The organism is Paraburkholderia sp. CHISQ3, assembly GCF_030464945.1.
Lineage (GTDB): Bacteria > Pseudomonadota > Gammaproteobacteria > Burkholderiales > Burkholderiaceae > Paraburkholderia > Paraburkholderia megapolitana.
The window spans coordinates 294,944-311,747 of the sequence record NZ_JALPRG010000010.1 but is presented as its reverse complement, the minus strand read 5'-3'; the positions used below and the strand labels follow the sequence as shown (position 1 = coordinate 311,747).

The window sequence follows — 16,804 nt, the reverse complement described above, 5'->3', positions numbered from 1 at the left end:
ACATCCGCGACATTCAGGAAGGAGACATTTCATGGCCAAGATGAGAGCCGTCGACGCAGCCGTACTGGTGCTCGAAAAAGAAGGCATCGACACGGCGTTCGGCGTGCCCGGCGCCGCGATCAACCCGTTCTATTCGGCGCTGCGCAAAGCCGGTGGCATCAGCCACGTGCTCGCGCGCCACGTCGAAGGAGCGTCGCATATGGCCGAGGGCTATACGCGGGCCGCGCCGGGCAACATCGGTGTGTGCATCGGCACCTCCGGGCCGGCGGGCACCGACATGATCACGGGTCTCTATTCGGCGCAGGCCGACTCGATTCCAATTCTCGCGATCACGGGCCAGGCGCCGCGCGCCCGGCTTTACAAGGAAGATTTCCAGGCCGTCGATATCGAATCGATCGCCAAGCCGGTCACCAAATGGGCGGTCACCGTGCGCGAACCGGCGCTCGTGCCGCGCGTATTCCAGCAGGCGTTTCATTTGATGCGCTCGGGCCGGCCCGGTCCGGTGCTGGTCGATCTGCCGATCGACGTGCAACTCGCCGAGATCGAGTTCGACATCGACACCTACGAACCGCTGCCGATCTACAAGCCGCAGGCAACCCGCAAGCAGATCGAAGCGGCGCTCACGCTGCTGAACGATGCCGACCGCCCACTGATCGTTTCCGGTGGTGGCGTGCTCAACGCCGCCGCGGAAGACCTGCTCGTGCGCTTCGCCGAACTGACCGGCGTACCGGTCGTACCGACCTTGATGTCGTGGGGCGCGATTCCCGACGATCATCCGCTGATGGCCGGCATGGTCGGCTTGCAGACATCGCACCGCTACGGCAACGCGACGATGCTCGCGTCGGATTTCGTGTTGGGTATCGGCAACCGCTGGGCCAACCGTCACACCGGCAGCGTCGAGGTTTATACGAAGGGCCGTAAGTTCGTGCACGTGGATATCGAGCCGACGCAGATCGGTCGCGTGTTCGGACCGGATCTTGGCATCGTCTCCGATGCGAAGGCCGCGCTCGAACTGTTCGTTCAGATCGGCGAGGAATGGAAGCACGCTGGCAAGCTGAAAGACCGTCGTGCATGGGCCGAGGAATGCCAGCAGCGCAAGCGCACGATGCAGCGCAAGACGCATTTCGACAACGCGCCGATCAAGCCGCAGCGCGTGTACGAAGAGATGAACAAGGTATTCGGTCGCGACACCTGCTATATCAGCACGATCGGTTTGTCGCAGATCGCCGGTGCGCAATTCCTGCACGTGTACAAGGCACGCAACTGGATCAACTGCGGCCAGGCCGGCCCGCTCGGCTGGACGATTCCGGCGGCGCTCGGCGTGCGTGCTGCCGACCCGCAGCGGCCGATCGTCGCGCTGTCCGGCGATTACGATTTCCAGTTCATGATCGAAGAGCTCGCGGTGGGTGCGCAGTTCAAGCTGCCGTACGTGCACGTTGTCGTGAACAACTCGTACCTCGGGCTGATTCGCCAGGCACAGCGTGCATTCGATATGGACTTCTGCGTTCAGCTCGCCTTCGAGAACATCAACGCGCCGGAGTTGAACGGTTACGGCGTGGATCACGTGGCGGTGGCCGAGGGTCTCGGTTGCAAGGCGCTGCGCGTGTTCAAGCCCGAAGAGATCGCGCCGGCGCTAAAGAAAGCGCAGTCGATGCTGTCGGAATTCAATGTGCCGGTCGTGGTCGAGGTGATTCTCGAGCGCGTGACCAACATCTCGATGGGTGCTGAAATCGATGCGATCAACGAGTTCGAGGAACTGGCCACGACTCGCGAAGACGCGCCGACTGCCGTCGCCTTGCAAGATTGAGCGCAGCAGCGTTCGCACTACCCTTGACCGACCACAAAGAACCCGCAACATGCCGAAATTCGCAGCCAACCTCACGATGCTGTTCAACGAAGTCCCGTTCCTCGACCGTTTCGCGGCCGCGGCAAACGCCGGCTTCAATGCAGTCGAATTCCTGTTTCCGTATCCGTACCGGGCCGCGGAACTGGCCCAACGTCTCGAACAGCATCGGCTGAAGCTGGTGCTTCACAACCTGCCGGCAGGCAACTGGGAAGCGGGTGAACGCGGCATCGCGTGTCTGCCTGCACGCATCGCCGAGTTTCAGGAAGGCGTCGGTCGCGCGATCGAATACGCGAAAGCGTTGAAAGTCCCGCAACTGAACTGCCTCGTCGGTATTCCGACGGCCGATGTCGATCGCGATACCGCCCGCGCGACCATCGTCGATAACCTGCGCTTCGCTGCGCAGGCGTTGAAGAACGAGCGCATCAAACTGCTCGTCGAACCGTGCAACGCGTACGACATTCCGGGCTTTGCGCTGAACCGCTCGGCGGAAGGTCTCGACGTGATCCGCGCAGTCGGCTCGGACAATCTGTTCCTGCAATACGACATCTATCACATGCAGCGAATGGAAGGCGAACTCGCGGCCACGATCAAAAAGAACCTGCCGCAGATCGCCCACATCCAGCTCGCCGACAACCCAGGGCGCAACGAACCGGGCACCGGCGAAATCAACTACCCGTTCCTGTTCGATCTGCTCGATTCGCTCGGCTACAACGGCTACGTCGGTTGCGAGTACAAACCGCGCACGACCACATCCGAGGGCCTCGGCTGGCTGCAACACATCGCCGGCCGCACACACGCTACGGCGTGAACGCGCGGCGCACGCGCTGCCGTCGAACCGTCATCGAGCTGTCGAGTAACGGATCGGCACGAACCTATTCCTGGAGAGAGATATGGCAACAATCGGTTTCATCGGCCTCGGCATCATGGGCGCGCACATGGCGCGCAATCTTCTGAAAGGCGGCCACACGCTGTTCGTCAACGGTGCGTATCCGGTGCCCGACGATCTGCGTACGACGACCACTGTCGTCGCGAATTCGACGGCTGTCGCGCAGGCCGCGGATATCGTCATCGTGATGGTGCCGGACACGCCCGATGTCGAGAATGTGCTGTTCGCCGACGACGGCGTGGCGAAGGGCCTCACGAAAGGCAAACTCGTGATCGACATGAGTTCGATCTCGCCGCTCGATACCCAGGCTTTCGCGAAGAAGATCAACGCGCTCGGTTGCGATTATCTCGACGCACCGGTGTCGGGTGGCGAGGTCGGCGCGCGCGAAGCAACGCTGACGATCATGGTCGGCGGTCCGCAGAAATCGTTCGACGCGGCAAAGCCGCTGTTCGATCTGATGGGCAAGAACATCTCGCTGATCGGCGACAACGGTGCGGGACAAACGTGCAAGGTCGCCAACCAGATCATCGTCGCGCTGAACATCGAAGCGGTCGCGGAAGCTTTGTTGTTCGCCGCACGCTCGGGTGCCGATCCGGAACGCGTGCGCCGTGCGCTGATGGGTGGTTTTGCATCGTCGCGAATTCTCGAAGTACACGGTGAGCGCATGACGAAGCGCACGTTCAATCCGGGCTTTCGCATCGAGCTGCATCAAAAGGATCTGAATCTCGCGCTCGACGGTGCGCGCAAGCTCGGCATCGCATTGCCGCACACGGCGAGTGCGCAGCAGCTGTTCAGCGTGTGTGCGGCGAACGGCGGCAAGGCGTGGGATCACTCCGCGATGATTCGCGCGCTTGAGTTGATGGCTAACTTTGAGATCGCGCAGGCGCCGCAGGAAGCGAAAGCGGCTTGAGCGGCCGGCGATAGGCGATAAAAACGTTCCGCCGGCGCATCGCGCCGTCGGAACAACAGGTGGGGCGTCCGTTGCGGTATGCGCGAGTATGGCGCAACGGGCAAATCGGACCGCTCTGGGCTGAGAGCGGTCAGTGGGGTCCGCAGCGGCACCCGGCGGCGCCGGGGAAGCCTTGGTCGGTCAGACGTCGTCGTCGGGTGTCCGGCTGTCGGATTTCAACGCACTTTTTTGCCGTCGGTTTTGCCCTGCGCGGTTGCGCAAATGCATAACTCAGTACGTATCGAACACGCGCTGCAGCACCACCGGCCCGGTTGCGCCCGCAGCTAGTGCCAGCATCAACAGCACACGCGCCTTGTACGGATTGAGCGTGCCGGCCGAAACGAAGCCGAGCGCATCGTCGGATGCCGCACCGTTGCGCATCACATGACCCGACCCCACGCGCGATCCCCGTACGACGGCCACACCGTGCGCAACTGCATCGGCGAGGCCCTGCTGCACGGTCGTATGAATCGAACCATTGCCGGTGCCCGCCACGACGATGCCGCGCACACCTGAGGTCACCAGCGCATCGACCGCAATGCGCGACGCACCCGCATAACTCGCGACGATCTCGACGTGCGGCCAGTTCGCGCCGATGACGAATTCGGTATCGACGGTGTGCGGCCGCAGGACCTTACGCTGAAACTCGACTCGACCGTCCTGCACCCAGCCGAGCACACCGACTTCGGGCGACTCGAATGCATTGACCGTATACGTGCTCGTCTTGACGATATCTCGCGCGCTATGAATCCGGTTGTTGAACGCAACCATCACGCCCTGCCCGTGCGCCACGGCGCTCGCCGCAACGGTCACGGCGTTGAGCAGATTGAGCGGGCCGTCGGCGGACAGTGACGTTGACGGCCGCATCGCCGCGGTCAAGACAACCGGCTTCGTGCTTTTCACGGTCAGATGCAGCAGATACGCGGTTTCTTCGAGCGTATCGGTGCCGTGTGTGATGACCACGCCATCGATGCCGTCGGTGGCGAGCAACGCGTTCACACGTTGTGCGAGCGTGCTCCACAACGCAAGCGAGATGTCCTTGCTGTCGACGCTCGCGAGCTGTTCGGCCTGCACGCGTGCCACCGATGACAGTGCCGGCACAGCGGAGAGCAGCCGCTCGACACCGACCACGCCGGCTTGATAGCCGGAGGTATTGGCCGGATCCGCCGCCGAGCCGGCGATTGTTCCGCCGGTCGCGAGCACGGCGATGCACGGCAGCGCGTCCGACGCTGCGTGGGAAGGAAAGGAAATCGATGAGTTCATGGCCGCGATTGTAAGCGAAGCGCCGTGCGCTTCACATAGTCGCGGCTACCCTGCCACCTGTACGAGCGCTATGCAACGGACCGCCGGTTCGGAGCCTGGCCAGTAGCGGACCGATCTGTGTGGACCGGCCTGCCCGACCCGATCAGCCGCAACCGATCGCAGCCCACGCGACTACGGTTACGCCACTTCGCGCAACTGCGCCGCGATTTCAGCTTCGTTCAGGTGCGGCGCGAACATTTCGATCAGCCGGTATGCGTAAGCGCGCAGAAAGGCGCCCTTGCGCAACCCGACGCGCGTCGTGCTCGCCTCGAACAGATGCTGGGTGTCGAGCGCGACAAGTTCGGTGTCGCGCTTCGGATCGTAGGCCATTGCCGCCACCACGCCGATCCCCATACCAAGCTCGACGTAAGTCTTGATCACATCGGCATCGATAGCGGTCAGCACGACGTCGGGCAAGGCACCCGCTTTTGCAAACGCCTGATCGATATGCGAGCGGCCAGTGAAGTCCTGATCGTAGGTGACGATCGGATATTCCGCGATTTCGTCGAGCGACAGGTTCGGGCGGCCCACCAGCGGATGGCCCTTCGGCACAACAACGATGTGATGCCACGAATAGCACGGGAACGTGACGATATCCGGGTAACGGTCGAGCGCTTCGGTTGAAATACCAATGTCCGCTTCGCCGTTGATGATCATCTGCGCGATCTGTTGCGGACTGCCCTGGCGCAGCGCGAGATGCACCTTCGGGAACACCTCGGTGAACTGCCGGATCACCTTCGGCAGCGCGTAGCGCGCCTGTGTGTGGGTCGTCGCAACGACCAGGTGACCACTGTCCTGGTCCGCATACTGGCGGGCAACGCGGCGCAGGTTTTCCGCATCGAGCAGCATCCGCTCGATCAGCTGATGCACCGCCTTGCCCGGCTCGGTCAGCCCCGTCAGGCGCTTGCCGCGGCGAATGAAGATGTCGACGCCGAGTTCGTCCTCGAGGTCCTTGATCTGTTTCGATACCCCCGACTGCGACGTGTACAGCACGTTCGCCACTTCGGTCAGGTTCATGTTCTGGCGCACGGCCTCGCGCACGAAGCGTAATTGCTGGAAGTTCATGTGTGTGTCTCCGGGTCAGCCAGAGTGTAATTAAGCGAAATCATATCCTTGCCCATCATTGTGCGGGGAACACCCGCAGCGCACGCGGCACGGCGGTGACGCCGTCGCCGACGCCAAGCTGCAGTTCGCGCCACGTTTCGCGGTCGAGTTCCGCTTCGAGCACGTTGCCCGCGCGGCCTTCGAGTTCGACACGCACCGAGCCGCCCAGCGTCACCACGCGCCGCACGTCGACCACGATGCCGTCTCGATGACCGGACGCCTGCGGATACAGCACGAGATCGTGCGGGCGCACATAGGCAAACGCGGGGCCTTCGAATTCCGCCTCGATGGCGATCGGCTGCGCCGCGCCGTCGACGACAAACCCGCTCTGCGCGACCTTGCCGTGCAACCGGTTCGCCGCGCCGAGAAACTCGTAGACGAACGAAGTCTGCGGATGGTCGTACACCTCCTGCGGACTGCCTACCTGCTCTACGTGACCGTGGTTCAGCACGACGATGCGGTCGGCAACTTCGAGCGCCTCTTCCTGGTCGTGCGTGACGAAGATCGTCGAGATGTGCAGATCGTCGTGCAGACGCCGCAGCCAGCCGCGCAGCTCCTTGCGAACCTTCGCATCGAGCGCGCCGAACGGCTCGTCGAGCAGCAGCACCTTCGGTTCGACTGCGAGCGCACGCGCCAGCGCGATCCGCTGCCGCTGGCCGCCCGACAGCTCGGATGGATAGCGCTGCGCAAGCCAGTCGAGTTGCACGAGCTTCAGCAGTTCATGCACCTTCTCGCGAATCACGGCTTCGCTGGGACGCTCTTTGCGCGGCTTCACGCGCAGACCGAACGCGACGTTCTCGAACACCGTCATATGACGAAACAGCGCGTAATGCTGGAACACGAAGCCGACCTGGCGTTCGCGCGCGCCAACCGTTGCGACGTCCTGGCCTTGCAGCACGACCTGGCCTGCGTCCGCATATTCAAGACCGGCAATCACACGCAGCAGTGTTGTCTTGCCACAGCCGGACGGCCCAAGCAGCGCGACGAGTTCGCCGGGCGGGAAGTCGAGTGAAACGTCGTCTAGCGCGACGAAATCGCCGAAGCGCTTTTGCAGGTTACGAACGATGATGCCCATGTGTTACCACTCCCCTTGCTGAACCGGTTGCGGTGCGACCTTGTTTAGCGATGTCGCCGAGCTCGCGGCCGTTCGCGCGCTGACGGGCTGGCTTGCCGGTCCCGCATGCGCCGGCACGACCTGCGCATCGTCGCGCTGCGCCGACAGATGGCGTTCCGCGAGCAGCTTCAGGCCGAGCGTCACGAGTGCGAGCAACGCCAGCACCGACGCCACGGCGAACGCGGCCGCGAAGTTGTATTCGTTATAGAGAATCTCGACGTGCAGCGGCATCGTATCGGTCTGCCCACGAATATGGCCCGACACGACCGATACCGCACCGAACTCGCCCATCGCCCGCGCATTGCAAAGGATGACGCCGTACAGCAAGCCCCACTTCACGTTCGGCAGCGTCACGCGACGAAACATCTGCCAGCCCGATGCGCCGAGCACGTGCGCGGCTTCTTCCTCATCGTTGCCCTGTGCCTGCATCAGCGGAATCAGTTCGCGGGCGACGAACGGGAACGTGACGAAGACCGTCGCGAGCACGATGCCGGGCACCGCGAAGATGATCTGTACGTCGTGCGCCTGCAGCCACGGGCCGAACCAGCCCTGTGCACCGAACAGCAATACATAGACGAGGCCGGAAATTACCGGCGAAACCGAGAACGGCAGATCGATCAACGTGGTCAGCAGCGCCTTGCCGCGGAATTCGAACTTCGCGATCGCCCACGATGCCGCGAGCCCGAACACGAGATTCAGCGGCACGGCGATCACGGCCGTCAGCAGCGTGAGCTTGATCGCGGACACGGCGTCGGGGTCGGTCAGCGACTCGAAATAGAAACCAATGCCCTTGCTCAATGCCTGGACAAACACAGCAGCAAGCGGCACGACGAGAAACAGCACGAGAAACAGCAGCGCGATGCCGGTCAGGAGCCAGCGCACGACGCGCGACTCGGTGACCGGATCGGGACGGCGCGGTGCGCCTGCGCGGATGTTCGATGAAACGGAAGCGCGGCTCATGGCGTGCCTCCTGTGACCGTTGCGGCCGTTGCGAGCGGTGCGCGTGGTGCAGCGGTGCCGCGCCCCGTGCGCCGCTGCAAGAACCATTGCAGCGTGTTGATCAGCAGCAGCATCAGGAACGACACGACCAGCATCACAACCGCGAGCGCAGTCGCACCCGCATAGTCGTACTGCTCGAGCTTCGTGATGATCAGGAGCGACGTAATCTCGGACTTCATCGGTACGTTACCGGCGATGAAAATCACCGAGCCGTATTCGCCGAGCGCGCGCGCGAACGCGAGCGCGAAGCCGGTCAACAATGCGGGAAACACGGCGGGCAGAACGACGCGGCGAAACGTCAGCCAGCGCGAAGCGCCGAGGCAGGCCGCCGCTTCCTCCTGTTCGCGCTCGAACTCTTCTAGCACCGGCTGCACCGTGCGCACGACAAACGGCAGACCGATGAACGTCAACGCGACGAGTACGCCAGCCGGCGTAAACGCGATCTTGATACCGAGCGGTTCGAGAAACTGGCCGATCCAGCCATTGCCCGCATACACGGCCGCGAGCGAAATACCCGCCACCGATGTCGGCAACGCAAACGGCAAATCGACGATCGCGTCGACGATCCGTTTGAACGGAAACGTATAGCGCACCAGCACCCACGCGACGAGAAAGCCGAACACCGCATTGATCAGCGCGCCGCCGAATGCCGAAAGAAAGGTCAACCGGTATGAGGCCAGCACGCGCGGCGAACTGACGGCGCGCACGAACTGCGCCCAGTCGAGCGTCGCGGTTTTCAGGAAAGTTGCTGCGAGCGGAATCAGCACCACAAGGCTCAGATACGCCACCGTGATGCCGAGCGTCACGCCAAAACCGGGCAGCGCACTCGGTTTGCGGAAGGTGAACGTCGTCATGCTCAATGCTCTGTCAGGGTTATCCGCTGCAGACCTGTCGGGTCCGGCGAGCGATGCAACGACGCGGTTCCATCTGGCCGAAAAGCGCGCCCGGGGGCGCGCTTGCCTGATGTCACCGCGTCGTTACATCGGCTGCTGCCGGTTCTCCGCGGTCTGCCTGTCTTTATGCTCTACGATCTGACGGCTTGCACTTCACTGCGGCGCGTAGATCGAATCGAACACGCCACCGTCGGCAAAATGCGTCTTCTGTGCGTTCGTCCAGCCGCCGAACGTATCGTCGACCGTGTACAGCTTCAGCTTCGGAAACTTGTCGGTCAGCGCGGCCGGCACCTTATTCGAACGCGGACGGTAGAAGTTCTTTGCAGCGATCTCCTGACCTTCCTGGCTATACAGGAAGTTCAGGTAGGCCTCGGCAAGCTTGCGCGTGCCATGCTTCTCGACGACCTTGTCGACCACGGCAACCGGCGGCTCAGCCAGAATGCTCACCGACGGCACGACAATCTCAAACTTGTCCGGACCGAATTCCTTCAGCGACAGGAACGCTTCGTTTTCCCATGCGATCAGCACATCGCCGATCCCGCGTTGCACGAAGCTCGTCGTCGCACCGCGCGCACCCGAGTCGAGCACGCCCGCATTCTTATAGAGCTTCGAGACGAATTCCTTGGCTGTCTGCTCGTTGCCGCCCGGCTGATGCAGTGCATAGGCCCACGCAGCGAGATAGTTCCAGCGCGCGCCGCCCGAGGTCTTCGGGTTCGGCGTGACGATCGATACGCCCGGCTTCGTCAGGTCGTTCCAGTCCTTGATCTGCTTCGGGTTGCCCTTACGGACAAGAAACACGATCGTCGACGTGTAGGGCGACGCGTTGTCGGGCAGACGCTTCTGCCAGTTCTTGTCGAGCAGGCCCTTGTTCGCGAGCGCGTCGATGTCGTAGGCCAGCGCGAGCGTCACGACGTCCGCCTGCAAGCCGTCCAGCACCGAGCGCGCCTGTGCGCCCGAGCCGCCGTGCGACTGCTTGAAGGTAATCGTTTCGCCGGTCTGCGCCTTCCACTGCTTGCCGAATGCCTGGTTGATGTCCTGATACAGCTCGCGTGTCGGGTCGTACGACACGTTCAGCAGCGTCGTATCCGCCGCCTGTGCGTGCGACACGATGCCGACTGCTGCCGCGGCGCCCAGCGCCAGTGCGGCAACGAGATGTTTCGTCCTGTCTGCAAACCCCGTAATGCGATAGACCATCCAGTTTCTCCGTGCGGTGTGGTTGTGCTGGCTATGTATGTTGTTGTGCGCCTGATGACGATCAGGTCGAGGCCAGTCTATCGAACGGCTTACATCATTAAAAATAATGTTTCCTCATTCTTTAATACTCAAAAGTGGTAATGGCGGCTGGGCGCGGCGTTGCGGCATGCAAATGGGTGTTTTGGCAGCCAATTGCGGTGCTGCAGCGGCCCCTCTAGAGGACGAACTTAAAGTAACGCTTGATATGTGCCGAATACTGTATAAAAATACAGTCACCTGTCTATCCATACAGTGGCGCTATGACCAAACTCACCGCACGACAGCAACAGGTTTTCGAACTGATCCAGCGCGCAATCGAGCGCACCGGCTTCCCACCCACGCGGGCGGAGATCGCCGCCGAGCTGGGCTTCAGCTCGGCCAATTCCGCAGAAGAGCACCTGCGGGCGCTTGCACGCAAAGGCGTGATCGAACTGGCGGCGGGCGCGTCGCGCGGTATCCGTCTGGTACGCAACCTCGACGACGCACCGCATCAGTTCACGCTGCCACATGCGAGCCTGATGCAACTGTCGCTGCCGCTGGTCGGCCGCGTCGCGGCAGGTAGCCCGATCCTCGCCCAGGAACATATCTCCCAGCACTACGCCTGCGACCCGGCGCTCTTTTCGAGCAAGCCGGACTACCTGCTCAAGGTGCGCGGGCTGTCGATGCGCGACGCCGGTATCTTCGACGGCGATCTGCTCGCGGTGCAGAAAAAAAGCGAGGCGAAAGACGGCCAGATCATCATCGCGCGGCTTGGCGACGACGTGACGGTGAAGCGTCTGAAGCGGCGACCGAACGGCATTGAGCTGATCGCCGAGAACCCCGACTACGAAAACATCTTTGTCGAAGCCGGGAGCGACGACTTCGCGCTCGAAGGCATCGCGGTAGGGCTGATCCGGCCTACCGAATTCTGAACCTGTCGTCTGGAGAGATTCATGGAACGCCTTGCCCGCCTGCTGCCTTTCCGCCAGTTCGGACGTCTGCGCCATTTGCGCGGTGTCGTCCCGTGTGCCCCGCTCGAAGCAGACGGTGCGCCATCGCTGTTCGATGAAGCTCCCACTAGCTCGTCCATCCTGCCGTCGTCGTTGCCGGCATTCGCTCGCGTGTCGCTGAATGCGGGTCTCAACGTCGAACCGGCGCGTCGTGCTCCGGTGCGCGTGTACCATGGGTCGAAGCGACTCATCATGGTCGGTACGATGGATGCCGTATGCCGGATGATTGATCGTGCGATCGCCGAAGAACGTGCCGGCATTCAGGGTGCGCTGTTCGAATAAACGGAGAACGGCAGGCAATGGCAGGGACAGTCAACGGTAGACGCGGATCGCAGCAAGGCAGCATCCGCAAACCACTGGTTATCGTCGTGATCGTGATTGCGATCGTCGCGATCCTGGGGTTCAGCTACGCGTCGCCTTATATGACGCTCGACCGGTTGAAGCGCGCCGCCGACGCACGCGATGCGGCAACCGTCGACCAATACGTCGATTTCCCCGCGTTGCGCGAAAGCCTGAAACAGCAGGTCACTGCCCTGCTCGCGCAACGGCTCGATGCGAAGAGCAACGGCAATCCACTCGCCGCATTGGGCGCGATGATCGGTGTGGCATTGATTGGTCCGCTGGTCGATGCGTATGCAACACCGGATGGCGTTGCCGCGTTGCTGAACGGTATACCGCCGCGCGGTGAACCCGGCGAGCGGCCCCCTGCGCCGTCTCAAACTGCGGCGAGCCCGGCAACCGACGTTGCGCCGGCGCCCGGTGGTACGACACCGCCTTCAACACAGCCCCCGCAGCCGCCGCAAACCACTGCCGGCTATCGCGGGCTGAATGAATTCGTCATCACGTATCGGCACGGCGTAGGCGATACACGTTACTCAGCCATTCTGCATCGCGACGGTCTGTTTTCGTGGAAGCTATCCGCCGTCGATCTGAACGGACGCTAGTTCGAACGCTAGTGCCGTCTGCATGCATTGCCTCCGAGATTCAGGCAGCCTCTTGTTGTTGCTGCTCTTGCACCGATGAACACGCCACCAGGATGCTGCACGACACGCGGTCTAGCAGCGGCGTGTTACCCGCACCCATCCACCAACGCGACAGGCCAGTACGGCATCGATGTCCCACTACGAGCAGATCGACCTGCAACTGGTTCGCGAGATTCGCGATCTCGTCGATAGGATGGCCGAACGCAAAGTGCCCTTGCGCGTTCACACCGCGCTCGGTCAGCCAGTCGACGCCTTCCTGAAGAATGTCGCGCGCGGTTTTCTCGAAGCTGCCGCACGCAACATCGGTTAGCAACCCTGCGCTTTGCGCGATGCTCGAGCGCATATCAACAACCGACAGCAAATGCGTTTCAGCTTTCAGGTCCAGTGCCAGGTCCGCGCCGCAACGCAACGCCTTGCGGCCTTCACGCGAGCCGTCGTAGCACAACAGAATCTTTCGGTAGCTCGCCATCGTCATCTCCCTTCCGCGCCTATCGCGGCATTCGATTCAATCATGGTGCACCGCAATTCAGGTTGCAAGGGATGGAAAACGCCAGGTATTCGAGGCCCTGCAATGGGGCATGCGGCGGTGCAAAACGATGCGAAACAGCACCAAAGCAGCTACGACGAATGCATCGATACCCTAGAATAGGCACCCGTGGCTTACGCATGGCCTGCATCGCGCGCAGACAGCGCGTTCGCCGTTTCGTTTCCGCTGCAGTTTTTTGTTCCCGGAGCCCTCGTCGTCCATGTCAGATGCCGCAATCGAGTTTCAGCAGGTTGAAAAACGCTACGGCGACAAGATCGTCGTCGATGGCCTGTCGTTTCATGTGCAGGCTGGCGAATGTTTCGGTCTGCTTGGGCCGAACGGTGCCGGCAAAACGACCACGCTACGCATGCTGCTCGGTATCGCGTCGCCCGATGCGGGCACGATCCGCCTGTGCGGCGAAGCGATCCCCGAACGCGCACGCTTTGCGCGTATGCGTGTTGGCGTCGTGCCGCAGTTCGATAATCTCGACCCCGACTTCACCGTCAGCGAAAACCTGATGGTGTTTGGCCGCTACTTCGGCCTGAGCGCCGCAGAGACGCGCGCCCTGGTACCGTCGCTACTCGAATTCGCGCGGCTCGAAAGCAAGGCTCACGCGCGCGTCAGCGAGCTATCCGGTGGCATGCGCCGGCGGCTGACGCTGGCACGCGCACTCGTCAACGATCCCGATGTGCTGATCATGGACGAACCGACCACAGGTCTCGACCCGCAGGCGCGTCATCTGATCTGGGAACGGCTGCGCTCGCTGCTCGCACGCGGCAAGACGATCCTGCTGACCACCCATTTCATGGAAGAAGCCGAGCGGCTCTGCAACCGGCTCTGCGTGATCGAAGAAGGACGCAAGATCGCCGAAGGTGCGCCGGCCGAGTTGATCGCATCGGAGATCGGTTGCGACGTGATCGAGGTCTACGGTCCCGAGCCGCTCGCGCTGCGCGACGAACTCGCGCCACTCGCAGTGCGGACCGAGATCAGCGGCGAGACGCTGTTCTGCTATGTCGACGATCCGCAACCGGTTCACGCGAAGCTCAAGCAGCGTACCGACCTGCGCTATCTGCACCGGCCCGCGAATCTCGAAGACGTATTCCTGCGGCTGACCGGCCGCGAAATGCAGGATTGAGCGCACCCCTAACAACCGCAAGCACAACAACAAGCGGATGCACGCGCCCCGCCCGCACGACAACCGCAACCGACACCGGAACAACACCGCACCATGGATGCACGAAGCCTCGACACCGCGAGCAAAACGATGTCCACCAGCGAACGTTTCGCCGCACTACCCGCCAACACCGTGAACTGGGTTGCCGTCTGGCGCCGCAACTATCTGGTCTGGCGCAAGCTCGCGCTCGCGTCGATGTTCGGCAACCTCGCCGATCCGATGATCTATCTGTTTGGCCTCGGCTTCGGCCTCGGGATGATGGTCGGGCATGTCGACGGCGTGTCGTACATCGCGTTTCTCGCGGCGGGCACAGTGGCATCGAGCGTGATGATGTCGGCGAGCTTCGAATCGATGTACTCGGGCTTCTCGCGCATGCACGTGCAGCGCACCTGGGAGGCGATCATGCATACGCCGCTCACGCTCGGCGATATCGTGCTTGGGGAAGTGATCTGGGCGGGCAGCAAGTCCGTGCTGTCGGGTGTCGCGATCATGCTGGTGGCCGGCGCGCTCGGCTATGCGAGCTTTCCGTCGATGCTCTTCGCGTTGCCGGTCATCGTGCTGGCAGGTATGGCGTTCGCGAGCGTCGCGATGATCGTGACGGCACTCGCGCCGTCGTACGATTTTTTCATGTTCTATCAGACGCTCGTGCTCACGCCGATGCTGCTGCTCTCCGGCGTGTTCTTTCCGGTCGAACAATTGCCGGCTGCTGCGCGACTGGTCACACAGTTGCTGCCGCTCTCGCATGCAGTCGAACTGATCCGGCCTGCGATGCTCGACCGGCCGGTCGGGCACGCAGCGCTGCACGTTGCCGTGCTGGTCGGCTATGTCGTCGTGCCGTTCTGCATCTCGGCGATGCTGTTCAAACGGCGCATGATGCGCTAACCGCTAGCCACGCGCAGCACCGGCGTGCAGCAGGTCAGTCTTCGTCGTCGGTCCAGGGAATGTCGACGTCGGAAATGAACGCGACTGTCGCGAAGGGTCCGCCGTCCTGGCGGCCAAGCTTCCCGTCCGCCCGTTGCCACTCGACGCGAAACACGGTCGACGGATCGTCGGCGATCAGGCGGATCGTGCGCAGTTCCTCGGGGTCGCTCTCTTCGACCGGACCGTCGAGCGAAATCAGCAGTGCCTGCGGCCAGAGGCCGTCGGCCGGATCGTAAATGCGATCGCCATCCTGTATCAGCGTGAACGCTTCAACGCCGATCGTCGCCGATGCTTCGACGATCATCTTGCCCAATGCGCGTAGTAGCGCGGTGGCCCGCGCCGAGTTCGCCTGGCGGATTGCAAGATCGCCGCGCGTCAGCGCCTGTTCGAGTTTCGGATTCGTTTTTTGTTGGGCCATTCGATGTCCTGAGTCCTGTGGCTATTTGGCAGCGGCGAAACGCAGCCCGGCGCGAGGCACGGCCCGGTGATACGTTTCGCGGGGTGAATCGTACCATCGGTGCGGACCATGGCCGCTGCAGGCAGCCGCGTTGTGTCCAGGCCGTGGCTGCCTGTGCGCTACCGCCTTCATCAGTTTAGGTCGTGAATCAGCGATCGCCCATGGAGATTTGCTGGTGACGCGCACCGGAAAATCCCGCAGGCGGCGTGAGTTCCCGCGCGCCGCCCCCATGCCGTATAAGCGCGACTACGGTGCCGGATTCGGTTGCAACTCGTGCAACGCGTCGATTTCCGCGAGGATCTCGGGCGAGAGCTTCACGTCGATACTCGCGATGTTTTCCTTCAACTGCTCGAGCGAGGTGGCACCGATCAGGTTGCTCGTCACGAACGGCCGGCTGTTGATGAACGCCAGCGCAAACTGCGCCGGCGACAGCCCATGACGCCGCGCCAGTTCAACGTAACGCGTGGTGGCCTGCACCGCGTGCGGCTTGCTGTAGCGCTGGAAGCGCTCGAACAGCGTGATGCGCGCACCGGCCGGCCGCGCACCGCCCTCGTATTTGCCCGACAGCCAGCCGAACGCCAGCGGCGAATACGCGAGCAAACCGACGTGCTCGCGATGACTGAACTCCGACAAACCGCTTTCGAACGTGCGATTCAGCAGACTATAGGGATTCTGGATCGTAGCGATGCGCGGCAGACCGGCCGTCTCTGCAGCGCGCAGAAACTGCGCGACACCCCACGGCGTTTCGTTCGATACACCGATATGCCGCACCTTGCCGGCCTTCACGAACTCGGCCAGCACCGACAGCGTTTCCTCGATCGGTACTGTGTAGGCATCGTCGATCCACGGGTATGCACTGCGGCCGAAGGTCATCGTGCTGCGATCGGGCCAATGCAGCTGGTACAGGTCGACGTAATCGGTCTGCAGGCGCTTGAGACTGTCGTTCAGCGCCTCGGTCAGATTCTTGCGATCGAACTGGTTGCCTTCGCCACGGATGTGCCGCGGGTTATGCGGCTGGCGCGCGGGCCCGGCGATCTTGGTGGCGAGCACGATCTTGTCGCGTGCGCTGCGGTGCTGCGCGATCCATGTGCCGATGAAGCGCTCGGTCAAGCCCTGCGTTTCCGGCCGCGGCGGTACCGGGTACATCTCGGCCGCGTCGATCAGCGTGACGCCCTGGGCCAGCGCGTAATCGATCTGCGCGTGCGCGTCCTGTTCGGTGTTCTGTTCGCCCCACGTCATCGTGCCGAGGCCGATCAGACTGACCTGTACATCGGTATTGCCAAGTCTGCGGTATTCCATCGAACGGTCCCTGTTGATTGAGTCAATCGGAAAACGTCGAAATTAACATGGCAGCACGACACGTGCAGCGCCGCTAGAATGTCGCTCGGCACGGCTGCCTTGCCTGTGCCTTCGTTTCGATGCAATGCC

At 62.5% G+C, this 16,804-nt stretch carries 17 protein-coding genes; 8 read left to right on the top strand and 9 right to left on the bottom strand.

Annotated features, from left to right (window positions below; genetic code table 11):
* Positions 1-31 precede the first annotated feature (31 nt).
* The 3 genes from gcl to M0D65_RS23965 all read left to right on the top strand — a co-directional run bounded on the left by gcl (position 32) and on the right by M0D65_RS23965 (position 3,642).
* Positions 32-1,807: a glyoxylate carboligase gene (gene gcl / locus M0D65_RS23975; protein WP_266254853.1), complete on the top strand. Its 1,776-nt coding sequence runs from the start codon at positions 32-34 to the stop codon at positions 1,805-1,807.
* Between the two features lie 49 nt (positions 1,808-1,856).
* A complete protein-coding gene (gene hyi, locus M0D65_RS23970; RefSeq protein ID WP_266254852.1) occupies positions 1,857-2,654 on the top strand; it encodes a hydroxypyruvate isomerase in 798 nt (265 codons plus the stop codon).
* A gap of 82 nt (positions 2,655-2,736) precedes the next feature.
* Positions 2,737-3,642: a 2-hydroxy-3-oxopropionate reductase gene (locus M0D65_RS23965; protein WP_091016349.1), complete on the top strand. Its 906-nt coding sequence runs from the start codon at positions 2,737-2,739 to the stop codon at positions 3,640-3,642.
* Positions 3,643-3,912: 270 nt separating this feature from the next.
* Here M0D65_RS23965 and M0D65_RS23960 read toward each other — a convergent pair whose 3' ends face one another.
* The 6 genes from M0D65_RS23960 to M0D65_RS23935 form a co-directional block, all read right to left on the bottom strand.
* Positions 3,913-4,944, bottom strand: a complete 1,032-nt coding sequence (locus M0D65_RS23960) for an asparaginase (protein ID WP_266254851.1) — start codon at positions 4,942-4,944, stop codon at positions 3,913-3,915.
* A 177-nt stretch (positions 4,945-5,121) separates the two neighbouring features.
* Positions 5,122-6,048 (bottom strand): CysB family HTH-type transcriptional regulator, encoded by a 927-nt coding sequence (locus tag M0D65_RS23955; RefSeq protein WP_091016345.1) that lies wholly within the window; start codon positions 6,046-6,048, stop codon positions 5,122-5,124.
* Between the two features lie 55 nt (positions 6,049-6,103).
* A complete protein-coding gene (locus tag M0D65_RS23950; RefSeq protein WP_266254850.1) occupies positions 6,104-7,162 on the bottom strand; it encodes a sulfate/molybdate ABC transporter ATP-binding protein in 1,059 nt (352 codons plus the stop codon).
* Positions 7,163-7,165: 3 nt separating this feature from the next.
* Positions 7,166-8,161 (bottom strand): sulfate ABC transporter permease subunit CysW, encoded by a 996-nt coding sequence (gene cysW / locus M0D65_RS23945; RefSeq protein ID WP_266254849.1) that lies wholly within the window; start codon positions 8,159-8,161, stop codon positions 7,166-7,168.
* A complete protein-coding gene (cysT, locus tag M0D65_RS23940) occupies positions 8,158-9,054 on the bottom strand; it encodes a sulfate ABC transporter permease subunit CysT (protein ID WP_266254848.1) in 897 nt (298 codons plus the stop codon). Before cysT ends, cysW begins: the two co-directional genes overlap by 4 nt.
* Positions 9,055-9,246: 192 nt before the next feature.
* Positions 9,247-10,287, bottom strand: a complete 1,041-nt coding sequence (locus M0D65_RS23935; RefSeq protein ID WP_266254847.1) for a sulfate ABC transporter substrate-binding protein — start codon at positions 10,285-10,287, stop codon at positions 9,247-9,249.
* Between the two features lie 299 nt (positions 10,288-10,586).
* Between M0D65_RS23935 and lexA the strand changes: the two genes are divergently transcribed.
* Genes lexA through M0D65_RS23920 form a run of 3 tightly spaced genes read left to right on the top strand, consistent with a single transcriptional unit; the run spans position 10,587 to position 12,259 of the window.
* Complete coding sequence (gene lexA / locus M0D65_RS23930) at positions 10,587-11,237, top strand: transcriptional repressor LexA (RefSeq protein ID WP_091016334.1); 651 nt, start codon at positions 10,587-10,589, stop codon at positions 11,235-11,237.
* Between the two features lie 21 nt (positions 11,238-11,258).
* Positions 11,259-11,597 (top strand): hypothetical protein, encoded by a 339-nt coding sequence (locus M0D65_RS23925; RefSeq protein ID WP_091016332.1) that lies wholly within the window; start codon positions 11,259-11,261, stop codon positions 11,595-11,597.
* A 17-nt stretch (positions 11,598-11,614) separates the two neighbouring features.
* Positions 11,615-12,259: a DUF2939 domain-containing protein gene (locus tag M0D65_RS23920; RefSeq protein WP_266254846.1), complete on the top strand. Its 645-nt coding sequence runs from the start codon at positions 11,615-11,617 to the stop codon at positions 12,257-12,259.
* A 40-nt stretch (positions 12,260-12,299) separates the two neighbouring features.
* Here the strand turns inward: M0D65_RS23920 and M0D65_RS23915 are convergent, their stop codons facing one another.
* Positions 12,300-12,767, bottom strand: a complete 468-nt coding sequence (locus tag M0D65_RS23915; protein WP_091016877.1) for a universal stress protein — start codon at positions 12,765-12,767, stop codon at positions 12,300-12,302.
* Between the two features lie 277 nt (positions 12,768-13,044).
* Between M0D65_RS23915 and nodI the strand changes: the two genes are divergently transcribed.
* The gene (gene nodI, locus M0D65_RS23910; RefSeq protein ID WP_266254845.1) at positions 13,045-13,959 is read left to right on the top strand and encodes a nodulation factor ABC transporter ATP-binding protein NodI; all 915 of its coding nucleotides are present in this window, start codon (positions 13,045-13,047) and stop codon (positions 13,957-13,959) included.
* Between the two features lie 93 nt (positions 13,960-14,052).
* Entirely contained in the window at positions 14,053-14,880 is an 828-nt protein-coding gene (locus M0D65_RS23905; RefSeq protein ID WP_266254844.1) for an ABC transporter permease, read from the top strand.
* A 34-nt stretch (positions 14,881-14,914) separates the two neighbouring features.
* Here M0D65_RS23905 and M0D65_RS23900 read toward each other — a convergent pair whose 3' ends face one another.
* Both M0D65_RS23900 and M0D65_RS23895 read right to left on the bottom strand, forming a co-directional pair.
* Positions 14,915-15,337 carry a hypothetical protein gene (locus tag M0D65_RS23900; RefSeq protein WP_091016323.1) on the bottom strand — a complete coding sequence of 141 codons (423 nt, stop codon included), beginning with the start codon at positions 15,335-15,337 and terminating at the stop codon, positions 14,915-14,917.
* Between the two features lie 285 nt (positions 15,338-15,622).
* On the bottom strand, positions 15,623-16,675 hold the full coding sequence (locus tag M0D65_RS23895) for an NADP(H)-dependent aldo-keto reductase (RefSeq protein ID WP_266254843.1): 1,053 nt from the start codon (positions 16,673-16,675) through the stop codon (positions 15,623-15,625).
* Between the last annotated feature and the right edge of the window lie 129 nt (positions 16,676-16,804).